Source organism: Clostridium sp. ZBS15, from assembly GCF_023845705.1.
Lineage (GTDB): Bacteria > Bacillota > Clostridia > Clostridiales > Clostridiaceae > Clostridium > Clostridium aquiflavi.
The window spans coordinates 33,506-49,750 of record NZ_JAMQHY010000011.1; the positions used below are offsets into that span (position 1 = coordinate 33,506).

At 27.0% G+C, this 16,245-nt stretch carries 17 protein-coding genes; all 17 read left to right on the forward strand.

Going from position 1 to position 16,245, the window contains the following annotated elements; genetic code table 11:
- The first annotated feature begins 34 nt into the window (after positions 1–34).
- Positions 35–793, forward strand: a complete 759-nt coding sequence (gene cobM / locus NG904_RS05985) for a precorrin-4 C(11)-methyltransferase (protein WP_252230475.1) — start codon at positions 35–37, stop codon at positions 791–793.
- Entirely contained in the window at positions 790–1,848 is a 1,059-nt protein-coding gene (gene cbiG / locus NG904_RS05990) for a cobalt-precorrin 5A hydrolase (RefSeq protein ID WP_252230477.1), read from the forward strand. Before cobM ends, cbiG begins: the two co-directional genes overlap by 4 nt.
- Before the next feature lie 12 nt (positions 1,849–1,860).
- A complete protein-coding gene (gene cobJ, locus NG904_RS05995) occupies positions 1,861–2,598 on the forward strand; it encodes a precorrin-3B C(17)-methyltransferase (RefSeq protein WP_252230479.1) in 738 nt (245 codons plus the stop codon).
- The gene (locus NG904_RS06000; protein ID WP_252230481.1) at positions 2,598–3,362 is read left to right on the forward strand and encodes a cobalt-precorrin-6A reductase; all 765 of its coding nucleotides are present in this window, start codon (positions 2,598–2,600) and stop codon (positions 3,360–3,362) included. Before cobJ ends, NG904_RS06000 begins: the two co-directional genes overlap by 1 nt.
- A 147-nt stretch (positions 3,363–3,509) precedes the next feature.
- On the forward strand, positions 3,510–4,598 hold the full coding sequence (gene cobT, locus NG904_RS06005; protein WP_252230483.1) for a nicotinate-nucleotide--dimethylbenzimidazole phosphoribosyltransferase: 1,089 nt from the start codon (positions 3,510–3,512) through the stop codon (positions 4,596–4,598).
- Between the two features lie 176 nt (positions 4,599–4,774).
- Positions 4,775–5,275 (forward strand): hypothetical protein, encoded by a 501-nt coding sequence (locus tag NG904_RS06010; RefSeq protein ID WP_252230485.1) that lies wholly within the window; start codon positions 4,775–4,777, stop codon positions 5,273–5,275.
- A 178-nt stretch (positions 5,276–5,453) separates the two neighbouring features.
- A complete protein-coding gene (locus tag NG904_RS06015; protein ID WP_252230487.1) occupies positions 5,454–6,080 on the forward strand; it encodes a GntR family transcriptional regulator in 627 nt (208 codons plus the stop codon).
- Positions 6,081–6,185: 105 nt separating this feature from the next.
- Positions 6,186–7,313, forward strand: a complete 1,128-nt coding sequence (locus NG904_RS06020; RefSeq protein WP_252213871.1) for an ABC transporter ATP-binding protein — start codon at positions 6,186–6,188, stop codon at positions 7,311–7,313.
- 2 nt (positions 7,314–7,315) lie between these two features.
- Positions 7,316–8,887, forward strand: a complete 1,572-nt coding sequence (locus NG904_RS06025) for an ABC transporter permease/substrate-binding protein (protein WP_252230489.1) — start codon at positions 7,316–7,318, stop codon at positions 8,885–8,887.
- Between the two features lie 306 nt (positions 8,888–9,193).
- Positions 9,194–9,724 carry a cob(I)yrinic acid a,c-diamide adenosyltransferase gene (locus tag NG904_RS06030; protein ID WP_252230491.1) on the forward strand — a complete coding sequence of 177 codons (531 nt, stop codon included), beginning with the start codon at positions 9,194–9,196 and terminating at the stop codon, positions 9,722–9,724.
- A 1-nt stretch (position 9,725) separates the two neighbouring features.
- Positions 9,726–10,280, forward strand: a complete 555-nt coding sequence (locus tag NG904_RS06035; protein WP_252213865.1) for a bifunctional adenosylcobinamide kinase/adenosylcobinamide-phosphate guanylyltransferase — start codon at positions 9,726–9,728, stop codon at positions 10,278–10,280.
- Positions 10,281–10,288: 8 nt separating this feature from the next.
- Positions 10,289–11,047 (forward strand): adenosylcobinamide-GDP ribazoletransferase, encoded by a 759-nt coding sequence (locus tag NG904_RS06040; RefSeq protein ID WP_252230494.1) that lies wholly within the window; start codon positions 10,289–10,291, stop codon positions 11,045–11,047.
- 463 nt (positions 11,048–11,510) lie between these two features.
- Positions 11,511–11,891, forward strand: a complete 381-nt coding sequence (locus NG904_RS06045) for a bifunctional adenosylcobinamide kinase/adenosylcobinamide-phosphate guanylyltransferase (protein WP_252213861.1) — start codon at positions 11,511–11,513, stop codon at positions 11,889–11,891.
- On the forward strand, positions 11,884–12,492 hold the full coding sequence (locus NG904_RS06050) for a histidine phosphatase family protein (RefSeq protein ID WP_252213859.1): 609 nt from the start codon (positions 11,884–11,886) through the stop codon (positions 12,490–12,492). The genes NG904_RS06045 and NG904_RS06050 overlap by 8 nt, the downstream gene beginning before the upstream one ends.
- A gap of 35 nt (positions 12,493–12,527) precedes the next feature.
- Complete coding sequence (gene cbiB, locus NG904_RS06055) at positions 12,528–13,478, forward strand: adenosylcobinamide-phosphate synthase CbiB (RefSeq protein WP_252213857.1); 951 nt, start codon at positions 12,528–12,530, stop codon at positions 13,476–13,478.
- The gene (gene cobD / locus NG904_RS06060; protein ID WP_252213855.1) at positions 13,471–14,547 is read left to right on the forward strand and encodes a threonine-phosphate decarboxylase CobD; all 1,077 of its coding nucleotides are present in this window, start codon (positions 13,471–13,473) and stop codon (positions 14,545–14,547) included. The genes cbiB and cobD overlap by 8 nt, the downstream gene beginning before the upstream one ends.
- A 111-nt stretch (positions 14,548–14,658) precedes the next feature.
- On the forward strand, positions 14,659–16,164 hold the full coding sequence (locus NG904_RS06065) for a cobyric acid synthase (protein WP_252230496.1): 1,506 nt from the start codon (positions 14,659–14,661) through the stop codon (positions 16,162–16,164).
- Positions 16,165–16,245: the final 81 nt, after the last annotated feature.

The window sequence follows — 16,245 nt, forward strand, 5'->3', positions numbered from 1 at the left end:
AGGCACATTCAAATATTAAGAAAAGAGGTAGAATATGGTTTATTTTATAGGAGCAGGACCAGGAGCAGTAGATTTAATTACAGTTAGAGGAAGAGATATTTTAGAAAAAGCAGATGTTGTTATATATGCAGGATCTTTAGTATCAAAGGAGCATTTAAAATACTGCAAAAAAGATGCTAAGTTTTATAATTCAGCATCTATGACTTTAGATGATGTTATTGAAGTAATTAAGACAGAAGAAAGTGAAAATAGTGTGATAGTTAGATTACATACTGGAGATCCATCGATATATGGTGCTATAAGAGAACAAATGGTTGAACTTGATAAGGAAAATATAAATTATGAAGTTGTTCCAGGAGTAAGTTCATTTACAGCAGCAGCATCATCAATAAAAAAAGAATTTACACTTCCAAGTGTTACACAAACTGTTATTTTAACAAGAGTTGAAGGAAGAACACCAGTACCTGAAACAGAAGATCTTGAAGCTTTAGCATCAATAGGTGCTTCTATGGCTATATTCTTATCAGTATCTATGATTGATAAGGTTGTTGATAAGTTAAGAAGAGGATATAAGAAGAACGTGCCAATAGCAGTTGTTGAAAGAGCAACTTGGGATGATGAAAGAGTATTAATGGGAACACTAGATGACATAGTTGAGAAGGTAAAGGAAAATAATATAACTAAATGTGCTCAAATATTAGTGGGAGATTTTATAGGCAATGAATTTGAAAAAAGTTTATTATATGATAAAAATTTCTCTCATATGTTTAGAAATGCAGAGGCACAAAAATGATAAGTATAATATGTCCATCACCTAAGGGGAAGGGCATTGCTTATACTCTTAAAGAAGAGTTAGGATGTAATTTATACATAAAAGAAGAATCTAATCTAGATACAAAAAAGTTATACAATAATAGTGAAGTAAAACTGGTTAATAATATATTTAAAACAGATAGATTCAATTTATATGATGTAACAAAAGATGCAGTTGGATATTCCGATAAAATTATATTTATATCATCAACTGGTATTGCAGTAAGGGCCATAGCTCAATTTATTAAGAGTAAAGATAAAGATCCAGGTGTTGTGGTTGTAGATTTAGCTAATAAGTATACTATAAGTTTATTATCAGGTCATTTAGGTGGTGGAAATGAACTAACATTAGAGGTATCTAAAATATTAAATAATATACCTATAATAACTACAGCCACTGATAATTTAGGAATAGTAGCACCTGATATATTAGCAAAGCAAAACAATCTTATTATAGAGGATTTAAAAAAAGCTAAATATATATCAGCTATTCTAGTGAATGAAAAAATTATTGGTTTAAAAGATGATTATGAAAAGATAAATATTAATAAAGGATATAAAAACCTAAACAGCTTAGAAGAAAATTCTATATGGATAACAAATAAGATAATAGAAAATCCAGATTTAGATTATTCAAAAATATTAAGGTTAATAAAGAAGGATTTAATACTTGGAATAGGTTGTAGAAGAGATACACCTAGTGAAAAGTTAGAAGAGTGTGTGAGAAAACATCTTTTACTTAATAATTTAGAAATTAAGGCTGTAAAGAAAATTGTATCTATTGATGTAAAAAAAGATGAAAAAGCAATAATTGATTTAAGTAATAAATTAGAGTGCGATTTTAATACATTTTCAGGTGATGAAATAAGAAAAGTTCAACATAAGTTTGAAGGTAGCAATTTTGTATTAAAAAGTGTAGGTGTAACTTCTGTATGTGAGCCTTGTGTATATCTAGAGGGTGCTGAAATACTAATAAATAAGATAAAAGATAATGGAATTACGTTATGCATCGGAATAAATAAAGATGAATTTTAGGAGGAAAAGACTTTGGGAGTACTTAGAGTTATAGGAATAGGTCCAGGTTCAATAGACAATATGAGTATAAGAGCTAAAAAAGTTATTGAAGAAAGCGATATAATTGTAGGATATACAAAATATATAGATATGGTAAAAGATCTAGTTAAGGATAAAGAAATTTATTCAACTGGAATGATGGGTGAAGAAGCTAGATGCAAGGAGGCTTTAGAACTTTCAAAAGACAAGAATGTAGCATTAATAAGTACTGGAGATTCAGGAATTTATGGAATGGCTGGTTTAATTCTTGAAATGAGAAGTGATGAGGACGTTGAAGTAATACCGGGAATAACAGCTTCAAGTTCGGCAGGGTCAGTAGTTGGAGCTCCTCTTATGCATGATAACTGTAATATAAGCTTAAGTGATTTAATGACGCCTTATGAAGATATTAAAAAAAGAGTGAGTTTAGCAGCGGAAGGTGATTTTGTAATTTCTCTTTATAATCCTAGAAGTAAGGGTAGAGATAAATACTTAAAAGAATGTATTGATATAATAAGAGAATTTAGACAAGATAATACACCAATTGCAGTAGTCAGAAATGCTTTAAGAGATGATGAAAGCTATACATTAGTTGAACTTAAAGATTTTGATTATGAAATTGTTGATATGATGTCTATTGTTATTATAGGAAACTCAAAAAGTTTTATTAAAAATGGATGTTTTATAACACCTAGAGGATATGCATCTAAGAAAAGAGATGTAGCAAAGTAATGATTGGTTTTATATTAGGAACTTCTGAAGGAAAAAATATAGTATCTTTAATTAACAAATATACAAATGATATTGCAGTTAGTACAGCAACAAGATACGGTGGAGAACTTTTAAAAGAACTTGATATTAAAAGTTTAAATACAAAGCCATTAAATGAAGAAGAAATGTTAAAGTGGATTCAGGAAAATAGTATAAATATTTTAGTTGATGCATCACATCCTTATGCACAGGAAGTTACTAAAACAGCATTGAAATGTTCTAAGAAGCTTAATGTAAAATATATAAGATATGAAAGATTAGGTGCATTAGAGAATATAAACGCTGGTGAAATCATAAGAGTTAAAAACTATGAAGAAGCTATTGATGCAATTAGTAATTTAAATGGAAATATATTAAATTCAACAGGTAGCAATAACTTTTCTAAGTTTTTACATCTAGATTTTAATCATAGGATAATTCATAGGGTTTTGCCATCTTATGAAGTGTTAAAAAAAATGATAGATGGTGGAGTTGAGATTAAAGATATAATTGGCATGCAAGGACCAATATCAGCACAATTAGAAGAAGCATTTATTAAGCAATATGATATTAAAGGTATTATAACAAAAGATAGTGGTTTGCAAGGTGGCGTACTAGAAAAATTTAAAGCAGTACAGAAATATAATATAAAGTTAATAGTTATAGAAAAACCAAAATTTAAATATGAATTAGAATTTAATGATGAAGAAAGTTTGATTTCTTTTTTAGTAAATGAATTAAAATAAAAGCTATGTTGTTACTATATAATTAGAGTTCTTAGCTTCAAATAGAGATTATCTATAGTGAAGATAGGAACTCATTGTATTTTATTATAAATAAAATAATGAATGGTAAATTACAAGAAACATTATAATAAATTTGGGGGGAAAGTTATGAAGAGTAAGGAAGAAATTCTTAGACAAATTATAAGAAATATAGATAGTGTAGATAAAGATGTCATGGAAAAAGCAAAGGAACGAATGAATTCTCTTGCAAAACCATTAAATAGTTTAGGAAAGCTGGAAGAAATGTCAATAAGGCTTTCTGGAATCACAGGATATATAAAAAATACTTTGGATAAAAGAGCTATAATTATAATGTGTTCTGATAATGGTGTAGTTGAAGAAGGTGTTGCATCTACACCACAATATGTGACATTAGCCCAAACAATTAACTTTACTAAAGGATTAACAGGAGTTGGAGTAATTGCTAAGGCTAATAATACAGATTTAAAAGTCATTGATGTAGGAATAAATAGTAATTTCACTCATTCATCAGTTTTAAATAGGAAGATAAGGAAATCAACTAATAATATAGCTAAAGGAAATGCAATGACTTATGAAGAAGCTATTAAGGCAATATTAGTTGGAATTGAAGCAGTGAAAAATGCAAAAGAAGAAGGCTATAAAATACTTGGAGTTGGAGAGATGGGAATAGGTAATACTTCAACAAGTAGTGCTGTTTTATCATCATTAACGGGTTGCAAAGTAGAAGATGTTGTAGGCTATGGAGGAGGACTTTTAGAGAAGGCTTATAAAAAGAAAATAGAGGTAGTAAAAAAATCAATAGAGATAAATAAGCCTAAAAAAGATGATCCTATAGATATATTATCTAAAGTTGGCGGATTTGATATAGCAGCAATGGTGGGAGTATTTTTAGGAGCGGCATACTATAAAATACCTGTTGTAATTGATGGATTTATATCAGTAGTTGCAGCACTTGTAGCATTTAGATTAAATCATAAAACTAAAGAATATATGTTTACTTCTCATGATTCAAAAGAAATTGGTTTTAAGATTGCAATGAAGGAACTTGAATTAGAGGCTATATTAAATTTAGATATGGGACTTGGAGAAGGAAGTGGTTGTCCTTTAGCTTTTTCTATAATGGACTCTTCATGTGCTGTGATGAATAATATGGCTACATTTGAAGAAGCTAAAATTAATGATAGTTATTTAGATGAGTTAAGAAAACTAAATTAAAATATGTGTAAAAATATATTTAAGTAATAAAATCATTTTTATTAGTTAAACATACATTAAATAATATAGTACCAAATTTAATTGATGTCTGTGTTTTAAAATATCATCATTCATTTAAAATATAGATTAATTATTAAATTCTAATGGATTAATAGTATTTAAATGTGGGTGAAATAATGATCAGAAATAATAAGAAAACAAATTCCAATAATATAAATAAATCTGACATTAAATTTAAACATACAAATGAATATAACGAAAATAATAATGATTCGAGTACAAATCAAACTGAGGATACAGCTTCAGATATTAACATTACTGAATTGTTAGAACAATTAAAGATTATTAATCTATCAATAAATGCACTATTCGTTATTATTATAGCTATACTCCAAAATATGGATTTCCTTTTTTGGCAAAGAGCTAAACTAATAGATAAAATAAATGGTACTAATTATGCTGAAAATCTTCTTGATAAAACTGACAATCCTAAGAATGCAAACATGTTAAATATTTATGCATCGGCAGTTTTCTTATGTATTAATTGGGAACAATTTCAAAAAATATCATCTACAAGTAAAGATAAAAAAGAAATTAAAAGGGCATACCATAGTTTTATATCTAGTTTATTGATATTTATTGCTGCTTTAATTAGTCGTTATACATTTATTCCATAATATAAGGTTATATTATGATATGTAATTTTAAAAAAATATTGAAATATAAATCAAAATACTTTTATAAATAGAATAAATAAATTTATTATGGTAGAATACATGTTGAAAAGTTATTAAATACAACAGCTCTTATTAAGTGTATTTAATAGCTAAATACACTTAATAAGAGGATATGGAAATGAAAAGAAGTTTAAAAATAGTAAGCCCTGTATATCAACAAATAGCAGCAGATATTGCTTCAAAAATAGCAAATGGACATTATAAAGTTGGAGAAAAAATATATGCACGTTCAGCATTAGCAGCTCAATATAGTGTTTCATCAGAAACGGCTAGACGAGCTATTTGTATTTTATCTGATATGGAAATTGTAGATACAGCTAAGGGTAGTGGAGTTACAATAAAATCATGTCAAAATGCAATTAAATTTGTAAAGCAATATGAAGATATTCAAACAGTAAATGACTTAAAAAAAGAAATATTAGGAAGTATAGAACGTCAAACTGAGGAAAATAAATATCTCAAAGAACATTTATTAGATTTAATAGATAAAACAGATAGGTTTAAATCTATAAACCCTTTTATACCATTTGAAATAAATATTAATAAAAATACGCCATATATAGGAAAAAATATATCTGAAATTAATTTTTGGCATAATACTTTTGCAACTATAATTGCAATAAAGAGAGGGGAGTCTTTAGTGATGTCTCCAGGGCCATATGCAATCTTTAGAGAAGGAGATATATTTTATTTCGTGGGTGATGAAGACTGTTATGAAAGAGTACAAAATTTTATGTATCCATAAGGATTTTAATAAAGACAATTATTCTGTTGTCTTTATTTTTTTGCCAAAAGTAACAACTTTATGATATAATAAAGTTGTTACTTTGCAAAAAGAGGAGGTTTTTCAGTGATAGAATTTAAAAATGTGAGTAAAGTTTTTAAAAATCAAACTGTTTTAAAGGATGTATCTTTTAAAATAGATAAAGGAGAATTAGTAAGTATTATTGGTGAAAGCGGTTGTGGTAAAACTACCACTTTAAAGATGATAAATAGCCTTATTAAACCATCTTCAGGTAAAATTTTAATTGATGGTGAAAATATTGGATTCAAGGATGTCATAAAATTAAGACGAAATATGGGATATGTTATTCAACAAACAGGATTGTTTCCTCATATGACTATTAGAGAAAATATTGAAATAATCCCGCGTCTAGAAAAAGTAAAAAAAGCTAATATTGAAAAGAAAACTTATGAATTAATGGATATGGTAGGATTGAATGCTGAGGAATATTTAGATCGTTATCCAACAGAACTTAGTGGTGGTCAGCAACAAAGAATTGGTGTTGCAAGAGCATTTGCAACAAATCCAGAAATAATATTAATGGATGAACCTTTTAGTGCATTAGATCCTATAACGCGTTTACAGCTTCAAGATGAATTAATTGATTTACAATCTAAATTAAGAAAAACTATTGTTTTTGTTACACATGATATGGATGAAGCTATAAGAATAGCAGATAAAATTTGTATAATGAATGGAGGAAGAATAATTCAATATGATACTCCAGAAAACATACTTAAAAATCCATGCAATGATTTTGTAAGTGAATTTATTGGAAAAAACAGAATATGGTCTTCACCAGAATTTATAAAGGTAAAAGATATAATGATTGATAATCCTATTACCTGTTATAAAAATATATCATTACTAAAGTGTATGGAAAAGATGAGGAGTTCAAAAGTTGATAGCTTAATGGTAATTGATAAATTTAATCATCTTTTAGGAATTGTTACAGCTAAACAAATACAAAATAATATGGATAGAAGTATACCAGTAGAAAATATAATGAATTCTGATTTTATAAAGGCATTTCCAGAGGATACAATTATAGATATATTGGAACTTGTTAAAGAAAATAAAATATCAAGATTACCAGTTGTTGATGAGTGTGGATGCTTAAAAGGTATAATAACGAAAAGTAGCTTAGTTACAACGCTAAGTGAGCAATTTTTAGATACTGAGGAGGTGGAATAAAAATGATGGGATTTTTAAATTATTTAATGGAAGCTAAATCTCAAATTTTTATGTTATTGATTGAGCATATAAAACTTACTTCAGTATCTGTAGGATTAGCAATTATAATTGCAATGCCATTAGGTATATGTATAAGTTATATAAAGAAAATGAACAAGCCTGTTATAGCAATAGCTAATATAATTCAGGCAATTCCTAGCATGGCACTTTTAGGGATTGCAATACCGTTTTTAGGAATAGGAACAACACCAGCCATTGTAATGGTTGTTTTATATTCACTTTTGCCAATAATAAAGAATACAAATACAGGAATTAAAAGTATAAATCCACTGACACTAGAGGCAGCTAGAGGAATTGGACTTACAAAGTTTCAAATTTTAGTAAAAGTTCAATTACCGTTAGCTTTACCTGTTATTATGTCAGGGGTTAGAATATCTGCTGTTACAGCAGTGGGTCTTATGACAATGGCTGCCTTCATTGGTGGAGGGGGACTAGGATATTTAGTATTTTCAGGAATAAGAACAGTTAATAATTATCAAATTTTAGCAGGTGCAATTCCAGCGTGTATATTAGCATTAGCAGTTGATTTTTTATTTGGATTAATTGAAAATTTAGTTACACCTGTAAGTATTCAAAAGGGAAATTCTAAACAAGGAATTTCCAAAGTAAAAAAGAATAAAAGACAAAAAAGTATTCTTGCACTTACAGCTTGTATAATATTAGGAATATTTATAGTAACTAATATATCAGCTAAAAGCAATGGTAAGACCATTACAATTGGAAGTAAGGATTACACAGAACAAGAGATACTTTGTAATATTTTTTCTGAAGCTATAGAGAAAAATACAGATATTTCTGTTAAACGTAAAAGTGCTCTTGGAGGCACACAAATTTGTTTTTCTGCGTTAAAAAGTGGCGATATTGATATGTATGTGGATTATAGTGGTACATGCTATGGAGATACATTAAAATATACACCTATATCTGATGTAGAAAAGGTTTATGACACGGTTAAAACTGATTTTAAAGATAAGTTTAATATTGAAGTATTAAACCAAATGGGATTTAATAATACTTACACTTTAGCAGTTAAGAAAGATACTGCTGAAAAATATAATTTAAAAACAATAAGTGATATTGCAAAAGTAGGAGATGAGTTAACAATATCTCCAAGTCTAGAATTTCTTAATAGAGAAGATGGAATTATTGGATTAAAAAGAACATATAATTTTAACTTTAAAGATGAAATTGGAATTGATGGAAGTCCCAAATATACAGCATTAATGAATAATGAAAGTGATGTTATAGATGCATTTTTAACTGATGGATTATTAAAGAAATTTGATTTAGCTATCTTAAAAGATGATAAAAAGTTCTTTCCACCATACTATGCTATACCACTAGTTAAAGGAGAAACATTAGAAAAATATCCAGAAATAACTCCTATAGTTGAAGAGATAGCACCTTTATTAACTAATGAAGTAATGATAGATTTAAATTATCAAGTAGATGAGTTAAGAAAAGATCCAAAAGATGTTGCAATAGAGTTTTTAAAAGAAAATAATTTGCTATAAAATTTTTATAAAGACATATTTTATAAAGACATATATAATAAAATAATATGATTAAGGAAAAGATAAATAAGCCAATGATATTAATTAATATATCATTGGCTTATGTTATAATTATTTTGAATTTAATACATATAATTTATATAATATAATGATAAGATATCTAATATATAAATGCTAAGTGAGTATAGTTAAAAGTTAGGTAATTCTATTAAAAGACTATTTTAGATATAAGAACTTTTCATTATATAGAAAACTTAAAATTATAAAGTACTTAAAACTTATAACAAAAAGTGAGGAATGAAGAGAATGGATTTAGGACTGATACATATTTATTGTGGAGATGGAAAAGGAAAAACTACAGCAGCTATGGGGCTGGGTATGAGAGGTGCAGGAAGAGATAAAAAAGTACTTCTTACTCAGTTTTTAAAAGATAATAATACAGGTGAATTAATTTCTATAGATAAAATTGGACAAAATTTTCAAATAGTAAAGGGAGAACCTGTTAAAAAGTTTTTTAAATTTATGACAGAGGAAGAACAAAAACACACAAAATTAGAACATGAAAAGAGATTTAAAAATCTAACTTTAAAAGCTAGAGAAGAAAATTTTGATATTCTTATATTAGATGAAATTATTGCAGCTACTAATTTAGGGTTGATACCTTTAAATAGTGTTATAGATTTTTTAAAGAGTAAACCTAAAGGTCTTGAAGTAGTATTAACAGGAAGAAATCCTAATGAAAAATTAATAGAACTTGCAGATTATGTTTCTGAAATTCAAGCAATAAAACATCCTTATAAAAAAGGTATTAAATCAAGAATAGGAATAGAAAAGTAATATGAATTGTTTAATAATAGGGGGATCTAAAAGTGGCAAATCTAACACAGGTGAAAAAATAGCTTTATCTTTAAATAAAGATAAGGTTATATATATAGCTACTATGAGTCCTTATGATGATGAAGATAAAAAAAGAATAGAAAAACATATTATTAGCAGATTTGGATTAGGTTTTGTTACTTTAGAACAATTTAGAGATTTAAATGAAACAATAAAATATATAAATGAAAAAGATACAATCTTAATTGATAGTATAACTTCACTTTTAACTAATGAAATGTTTATAAAAAATGATATAATAAAATGTCCTTCATTAAAAATAATAAGTAATATTAAAGAAATAATAGATACTGTTAAAAATGTTGTAATTATATCAGACTACATATTTAATGATTCTATAGAATATGATGAGATAAGTGAAAATTATAAGAGAGAACTTGGTAAAATAAATAAAGAACTAGCTAAGATATGTGATACAGTTATTGAATGTAGCTTTAGTAATGTAAAAGTACATAAAGGAAATAATTTATTAAGTGAATTAGCTAAGAAGGGATAAATAAAGAGATGAAAAATTTATTTAAAGGGTTTATGATGTCTTTAAGTATGTTTACTATAATTCCAATGCCATATGTACAATGGGATGAAGATGGAGCTAAAAACATGATGAAATGTTATCCAATAATAGGCCTTATTGTAGGATGCGTATGGTTTCTAGGATATAAATTAATAAATTATTTAAATATATCTATAGTTTTAAAAAGTGCATTAATAATGATAATACCATTCATAATTACTGGAATGTTACATTTAGATGGATTTATGGATGTATGTGATGCTATTTTATCAAGAAGAGATAAAGAAGAAAAATTAAGAATATTAAAAGATTCTACAACAGGAGCATTTTCAGTTATATCTGTTATTATTTTATTTTTTATACAATTTGGTGCAGTTTATTCATTTTTAGAATATAATAAAAATCCATATATATTGATATTTTTACCTATAATAAGTAGAAATATAGTAGCATATTTTTTTATTACTATAATTACAATTAAAGAAAGTACATTAGGAAGCTATTTTACAAAAGGGACAAACATTAAAGACAAGGTTATTTTAATATTAGAGTTAGTCTTGGTATGTATATTGTTTGGAATTATACTTGGATATACTGGAATAGCAATTTTACTAATTGTTGCAGTGGCTATAAGCTTATGTGTGAAAAAATGCATTAATGAATTTGGTGGAATATCTGGTGATGTAGCAGGATTTTCTCTTGTTGTTGGAGAATTAGTAGGACTGTTTTCAGCATGTATATTTTTTTAAAGCTTAAAAGGTTCATGAAAGCTAGGGCTATGGATATATTTTTGAATTGACAATGAACAATTGACAATTTAGGATGAAATAACAACGTGATTTCTAAATATAAATTTTTTTAAGAAAGCCAGTGGCTTTCAACCACAATTGTAAATTGTAAATTGTAAATTGTTCATTGAAGGATGGCATAGCCACTTTGTTCATGTATAGGAAATTATAGAATTTTTGAAGCTTGAAAGGCTGATAAAATCTAAGGTTATGAATATATGTTTGAATTGACAATGAACAATTGACAATTTAGGATGAAATCACAATGTGATTTCTAAATATATATTTTTTAAGAAAGCCAGCGGCTTTCAACCACAATTGTCCATTGTCAATTGTAAATTGTTCATTGAAGGGTGGCGTAGCCACTTTTGTTCTAACATTATGTGAATACTTATATAAGGTATCAAGAAAGGAAATAGGAGATATGATTTTAATTTATGGTGGAGCATATAATGGAAAAAATGAATTTGTTAAAAAGAAATATAACTTAGAAAATAAAGATTTATTTTATTGCAATAATTCGAATTTAGATTTTTCATACAAAGTTATAATGGGATTACATATGTTTATAAAAGATTGTGTTTTAAAAAAAATTGATACTTTAGAGATAATAAAAGAAAATTTAGATATTCTTCAGGATAAGATAATTGTATGCGATGAAATAGGCTCTGGAATCGTACCTTTAAATAGAGAAGATAGACTATGGAGAGAAGAATGTGGAAAAGTACTACAATTTTTATCACAAAATTCAAATAAGGTATGTAGAATATTTTTTGGACTGGAGGAAGTATTAAAAGATGAGTAAAATTGAATTGTACCTAATTAGACACGGAAAGACATATTGTAATAAAGAAAAATTATATTATGGCAAAACAGATGTCTCATTATGTGATGAAGGTATTATAGATCTTATAGATAAGAAGAAAAACTATATATATCCTTTATGTGAAAAATATTTTACTAGTGGTTTAAAGAGAGCTAATGAAACTTTTGAAATTTTATATCCAAATGAAGAATATTATTTAGTACCAGAATTGTGTGAATATAATTTTGGTGAATTTGAGTTAAAATCTTATGAAGATTTAAAAGAAAATCCTAAATATCAAGAATGGATTATGGATGAGGTTGGAGAAGTTAAATGTCCTAATGGGGAGAGTAAAAAAGAATTTAAAGAAAGAATATTAAAAGGCTTTTTTAATTTAATATGTGAATTGAGTAATGAAAATATTAAAAGTGCATTAGCTGTTTTGCATGGAGGCACTATAGGAATGTTATTAGAAGAATTATATGACAATAAAAAAAGCTTTATAGAGTGGCAACCACAAGGTGGAGATGGATATAAACTTATAATATCACTAGAAAATGATGTAGAAATAACAAGTGTTAAAGAAATTTTTAAGATGTAATTTTAAAATTCAAAAGATTAAGGGTGGTTTATAGAATGATAGAATTAACTATTGGATTTATTTTGGATCTAATAATTGGAGATCCAGAAAATCCGATACATCCCGTTAGAATAATTGGAAATTTTGCCAGTAAATTAGAAAAAATATCTAGAAAGTTATTTAAGAATTATTTAAAGATAGGTGGCCTTATTACTTGGTTAATAATTATAAGTACTACATTTTTATTTAACTTTTTTATATTAAAGATTGTAAGTGATTTTAATAAGTATTTAGGTATACTTTTAGGTGGAGTAGTAATATATTTCTGTATTTCTGCTAAAGGATTAGTGACAGAAGGATATAGGGTTATTTCATTAGTAAGGAAAGATGATATTAATGCTGCTAGAAAGCAATTAGCCTTTATAGTAGGAAGAGACACTGAAAATTTAGATAAACAAGATATTATAAGAGCCGTGATAGAGACAATTGCAGAAAATATGTCAGATGGGATTATAGCACCAATTTTTTATGCAGGACTTGGAGGCGCACCATTAGCTATGGCATATAAATCAGTAAATACTTTAGATTCTATGTTTGGATATAAAAATGATAAATATATGGAGTTTGGATACTTTTCTGCAAAATTAGATGATGTATTTAATTATATTCCAGCAAGAATTACAGGAATTTTAATAGTATTATCAGCTATGATTTTAGGATATGATTATAAACGTAGTTTTAAAATATATAAAAGAGATAGATATAATCATTCAAGTCCTAATAGCGCTCATCCAGAAGCTGCAATGGCAGGCATATTAGGAATTCAACTTGGGGGAGCAAACTATTATTTTGGAAAATTAGTCAAAAAACAAACTATAGGAGATAGTATTAAGGAAATAGAGATTTTGGATGTAGATAAAACGTCAAAAGTACTTTATTGTAGTACTATTTTATCATACATATTATCAATCATATTAATTTTTATTGGAGGACATATCTATGGCTAATATAGGACATGGTGGAAATATAAAAGAAATAGCAAGACAAAAAGGAATTGATTATAATAATATAATAGATTTTTCATCTAATATTAATCCTTTAGGTATGTCAAATGAAGTAAAGAGAGCTATAATAGATTCAATGGATGATATTAAAAAATATCCTGATATAAGTTACATGGAATTAAAAAAATCAATATCTGAATATGAACAAATTGATAAATCGTATTTAATGTTAGGTAATGGTGCTGCTGAAGTGCTATTTAATATAGTTAAAGCATTAAATCCTAAAAAAGTATTAATACCTGTACCAACCTTTTCAGAATATAAAGAAGCTGTAGAATGTGTAAATTCAAAAGTTGAATTATATAAAATGAGTGAAAATAATTCTTTTAAAATATGTGAGGATATTTTAGATAAAATTACAGAAGAAATTGACTTGGTTTTTATATGTAATCCTAATAATCCAACAGGAGTATTAACGAATAGAGAATTATTAATGAAAATTTTAATAAAGTCTAAAGAGAACAATAGTAAAGTTTTAATTGATGAATCTTTTATGGATTTTACAATAGGAGATTTTTCAATGGTTAATACTATAGAGGCTTTTGATAATTTAATTATACTAAAGTCGCTTACTAAATTTTTTGCTATACCGGGATTGAGAATAGGATATGGTTTATGTTCAAATAAGGATTTTACAAGTGAAGTTTATAAGATAACTCCAGCTTGGAATATAAATACACTGGCAGATGTAGCAACGAGAGTTTCTTTACAAGATAAAAATTATATGAGAAAAACAATACAATATATGGAAAAAGAGAAAGCTTTCCTATATAATAGTCTAAAGACGTTTAAAAGCTTAAAGGTATATGAGCCTAGTGTGAATTTTATATTTTTTAAAAGCAATTTAGATATTAATTTAAAATCAGAACTACTAAAACACAATATTTTAATAAGAAGTTGTAGTAACTACGATTGTTTAAATGAATATTATTATAGAGTAGCAGTTAAAAGTAGAGAAGATAATACTAAATTAATTTCTTGTATAAAAAATATACTTGGTAATAATGAATAGAATTTTTAAATAATAGAAAAGTAGATTTTAGATAACTATGGATATTTAATAATAAAATAAGCAGTTAAAGTATTATGTTAAAAACTGCAAAAGATGTTTTTGGAGGGTAGTATGAATAAAAAAAATATAATGTTTTTAGGTACAGCATCTTCAGTAGGAAAGAGTACTTTAGTAGCAGCACTATGTAGAGTGCTAAAAAATGAAGAGTTTAAAGTGGCTCCTTTTAAAGCAATGAATATCTCGTTGAATTCCTATGTAACCAAAGATGGTGCGGAAATGGGAAGAGCTCAAGTCGTACAAGCTGAAGCATCTAAAATAGAACCTAGTGCTTTAATGAACCCTATATTATTAAAACCAAGTGGAGGACATACTCAAGTTATAGTAAATGGAAAAGTTTATGATAATATAGACGCTTATAAATACAAAGAACTAAACAAGAAGTTAAAAGGTATTGTAAAAGAATCATATGATGAACTAAGTAATGAGTATGAATTAATAGTATTAGAAGGCTCTGGAGGCTGTGCTGAAATAAATTTAAAAGACAGTGATATAGCTAATATGAATATGGCTGAAAGTGTTGATGCACCAGTTATATTAGTTGCTGATATTGACAGGGGTGGAGTGTTTGCCACAATAGTTGGTACACTTCAGTTGCTAACAGAAAATGAAAGACAAAGAGTTAAAGGTGTTATAATAAACAAATTTAGAGGAAAGAAAGAATACTTTGAACCTGGTGTAAAACAATTGGAAGACATAATAAAAATACCTGTTCTTGGAGTAATGCCATATGAATACTTTGATATTGAGGATGAAGATAGTGTTACAGAAAAGATAAGTAATAAAGAATCTACTGAAGGAAAAAATATAGATATAGCTATAATAAGACTTTCTCATATGTCTAATTTTACAGATTTTAATGTACTTAACAGAATAAATGGAGTTAATATAAGGTATGTAGAAAGTACAAAGTATTTAAAAGATCCAGATGTGGTTATTATACCAGGAACTAAAAATACAATTGAAGATTTGAGGATCTTAAAGGAAAGTAAACTTGCAGATGAGATAATTAAATTGCATGATAATGGCACATTAGTATTGGGAATTTGTGGCGGATATCAAATGCTAGGAAAGTTACTTCTTGATCAACAAGGTGTAGAAGGAAATACTTTTCAAGAAGAAGGATTAGGTTTACTTGATATAAAGACTAGATTTAATGAAAGAAAAGTAACTAAGCAAGTTGAGGCTCAAGTAGTATCAAATTTAAAAGATATTAATGAAATAGAAAATAAATCATTAGTAGGATATGAAATACACAATGGGATAAGTAAAGTTGGAAAAAATGTAAAACCATTTATAAAGGATTCTAAAGGAAAAGTCATTGGAGTTTGTGATAAAGAGGGATCTGTTGCAGGAACTTACTTGCATGGAATTTTTGATTCGGAGGAATTTACTAATGCATTTATTAATGCATTAAAGAAGAATAACAATTTTAATTTATCAGAAGATGATGAATTAAATAAGATATCTGATTATAAAAATGAGCAATATGAAAAATTAGCAAAAGTGTTTTCAGAAAATATAGATGTAAACAAAATAAAAGAAATAATGGGTATTTAAAATATAGGCTCTGTTTTAGCAGAGTGTTGATATATGCATAAGCAAAGTGGACGGAGTAATTGAACTTAGGAATGCTAAAAT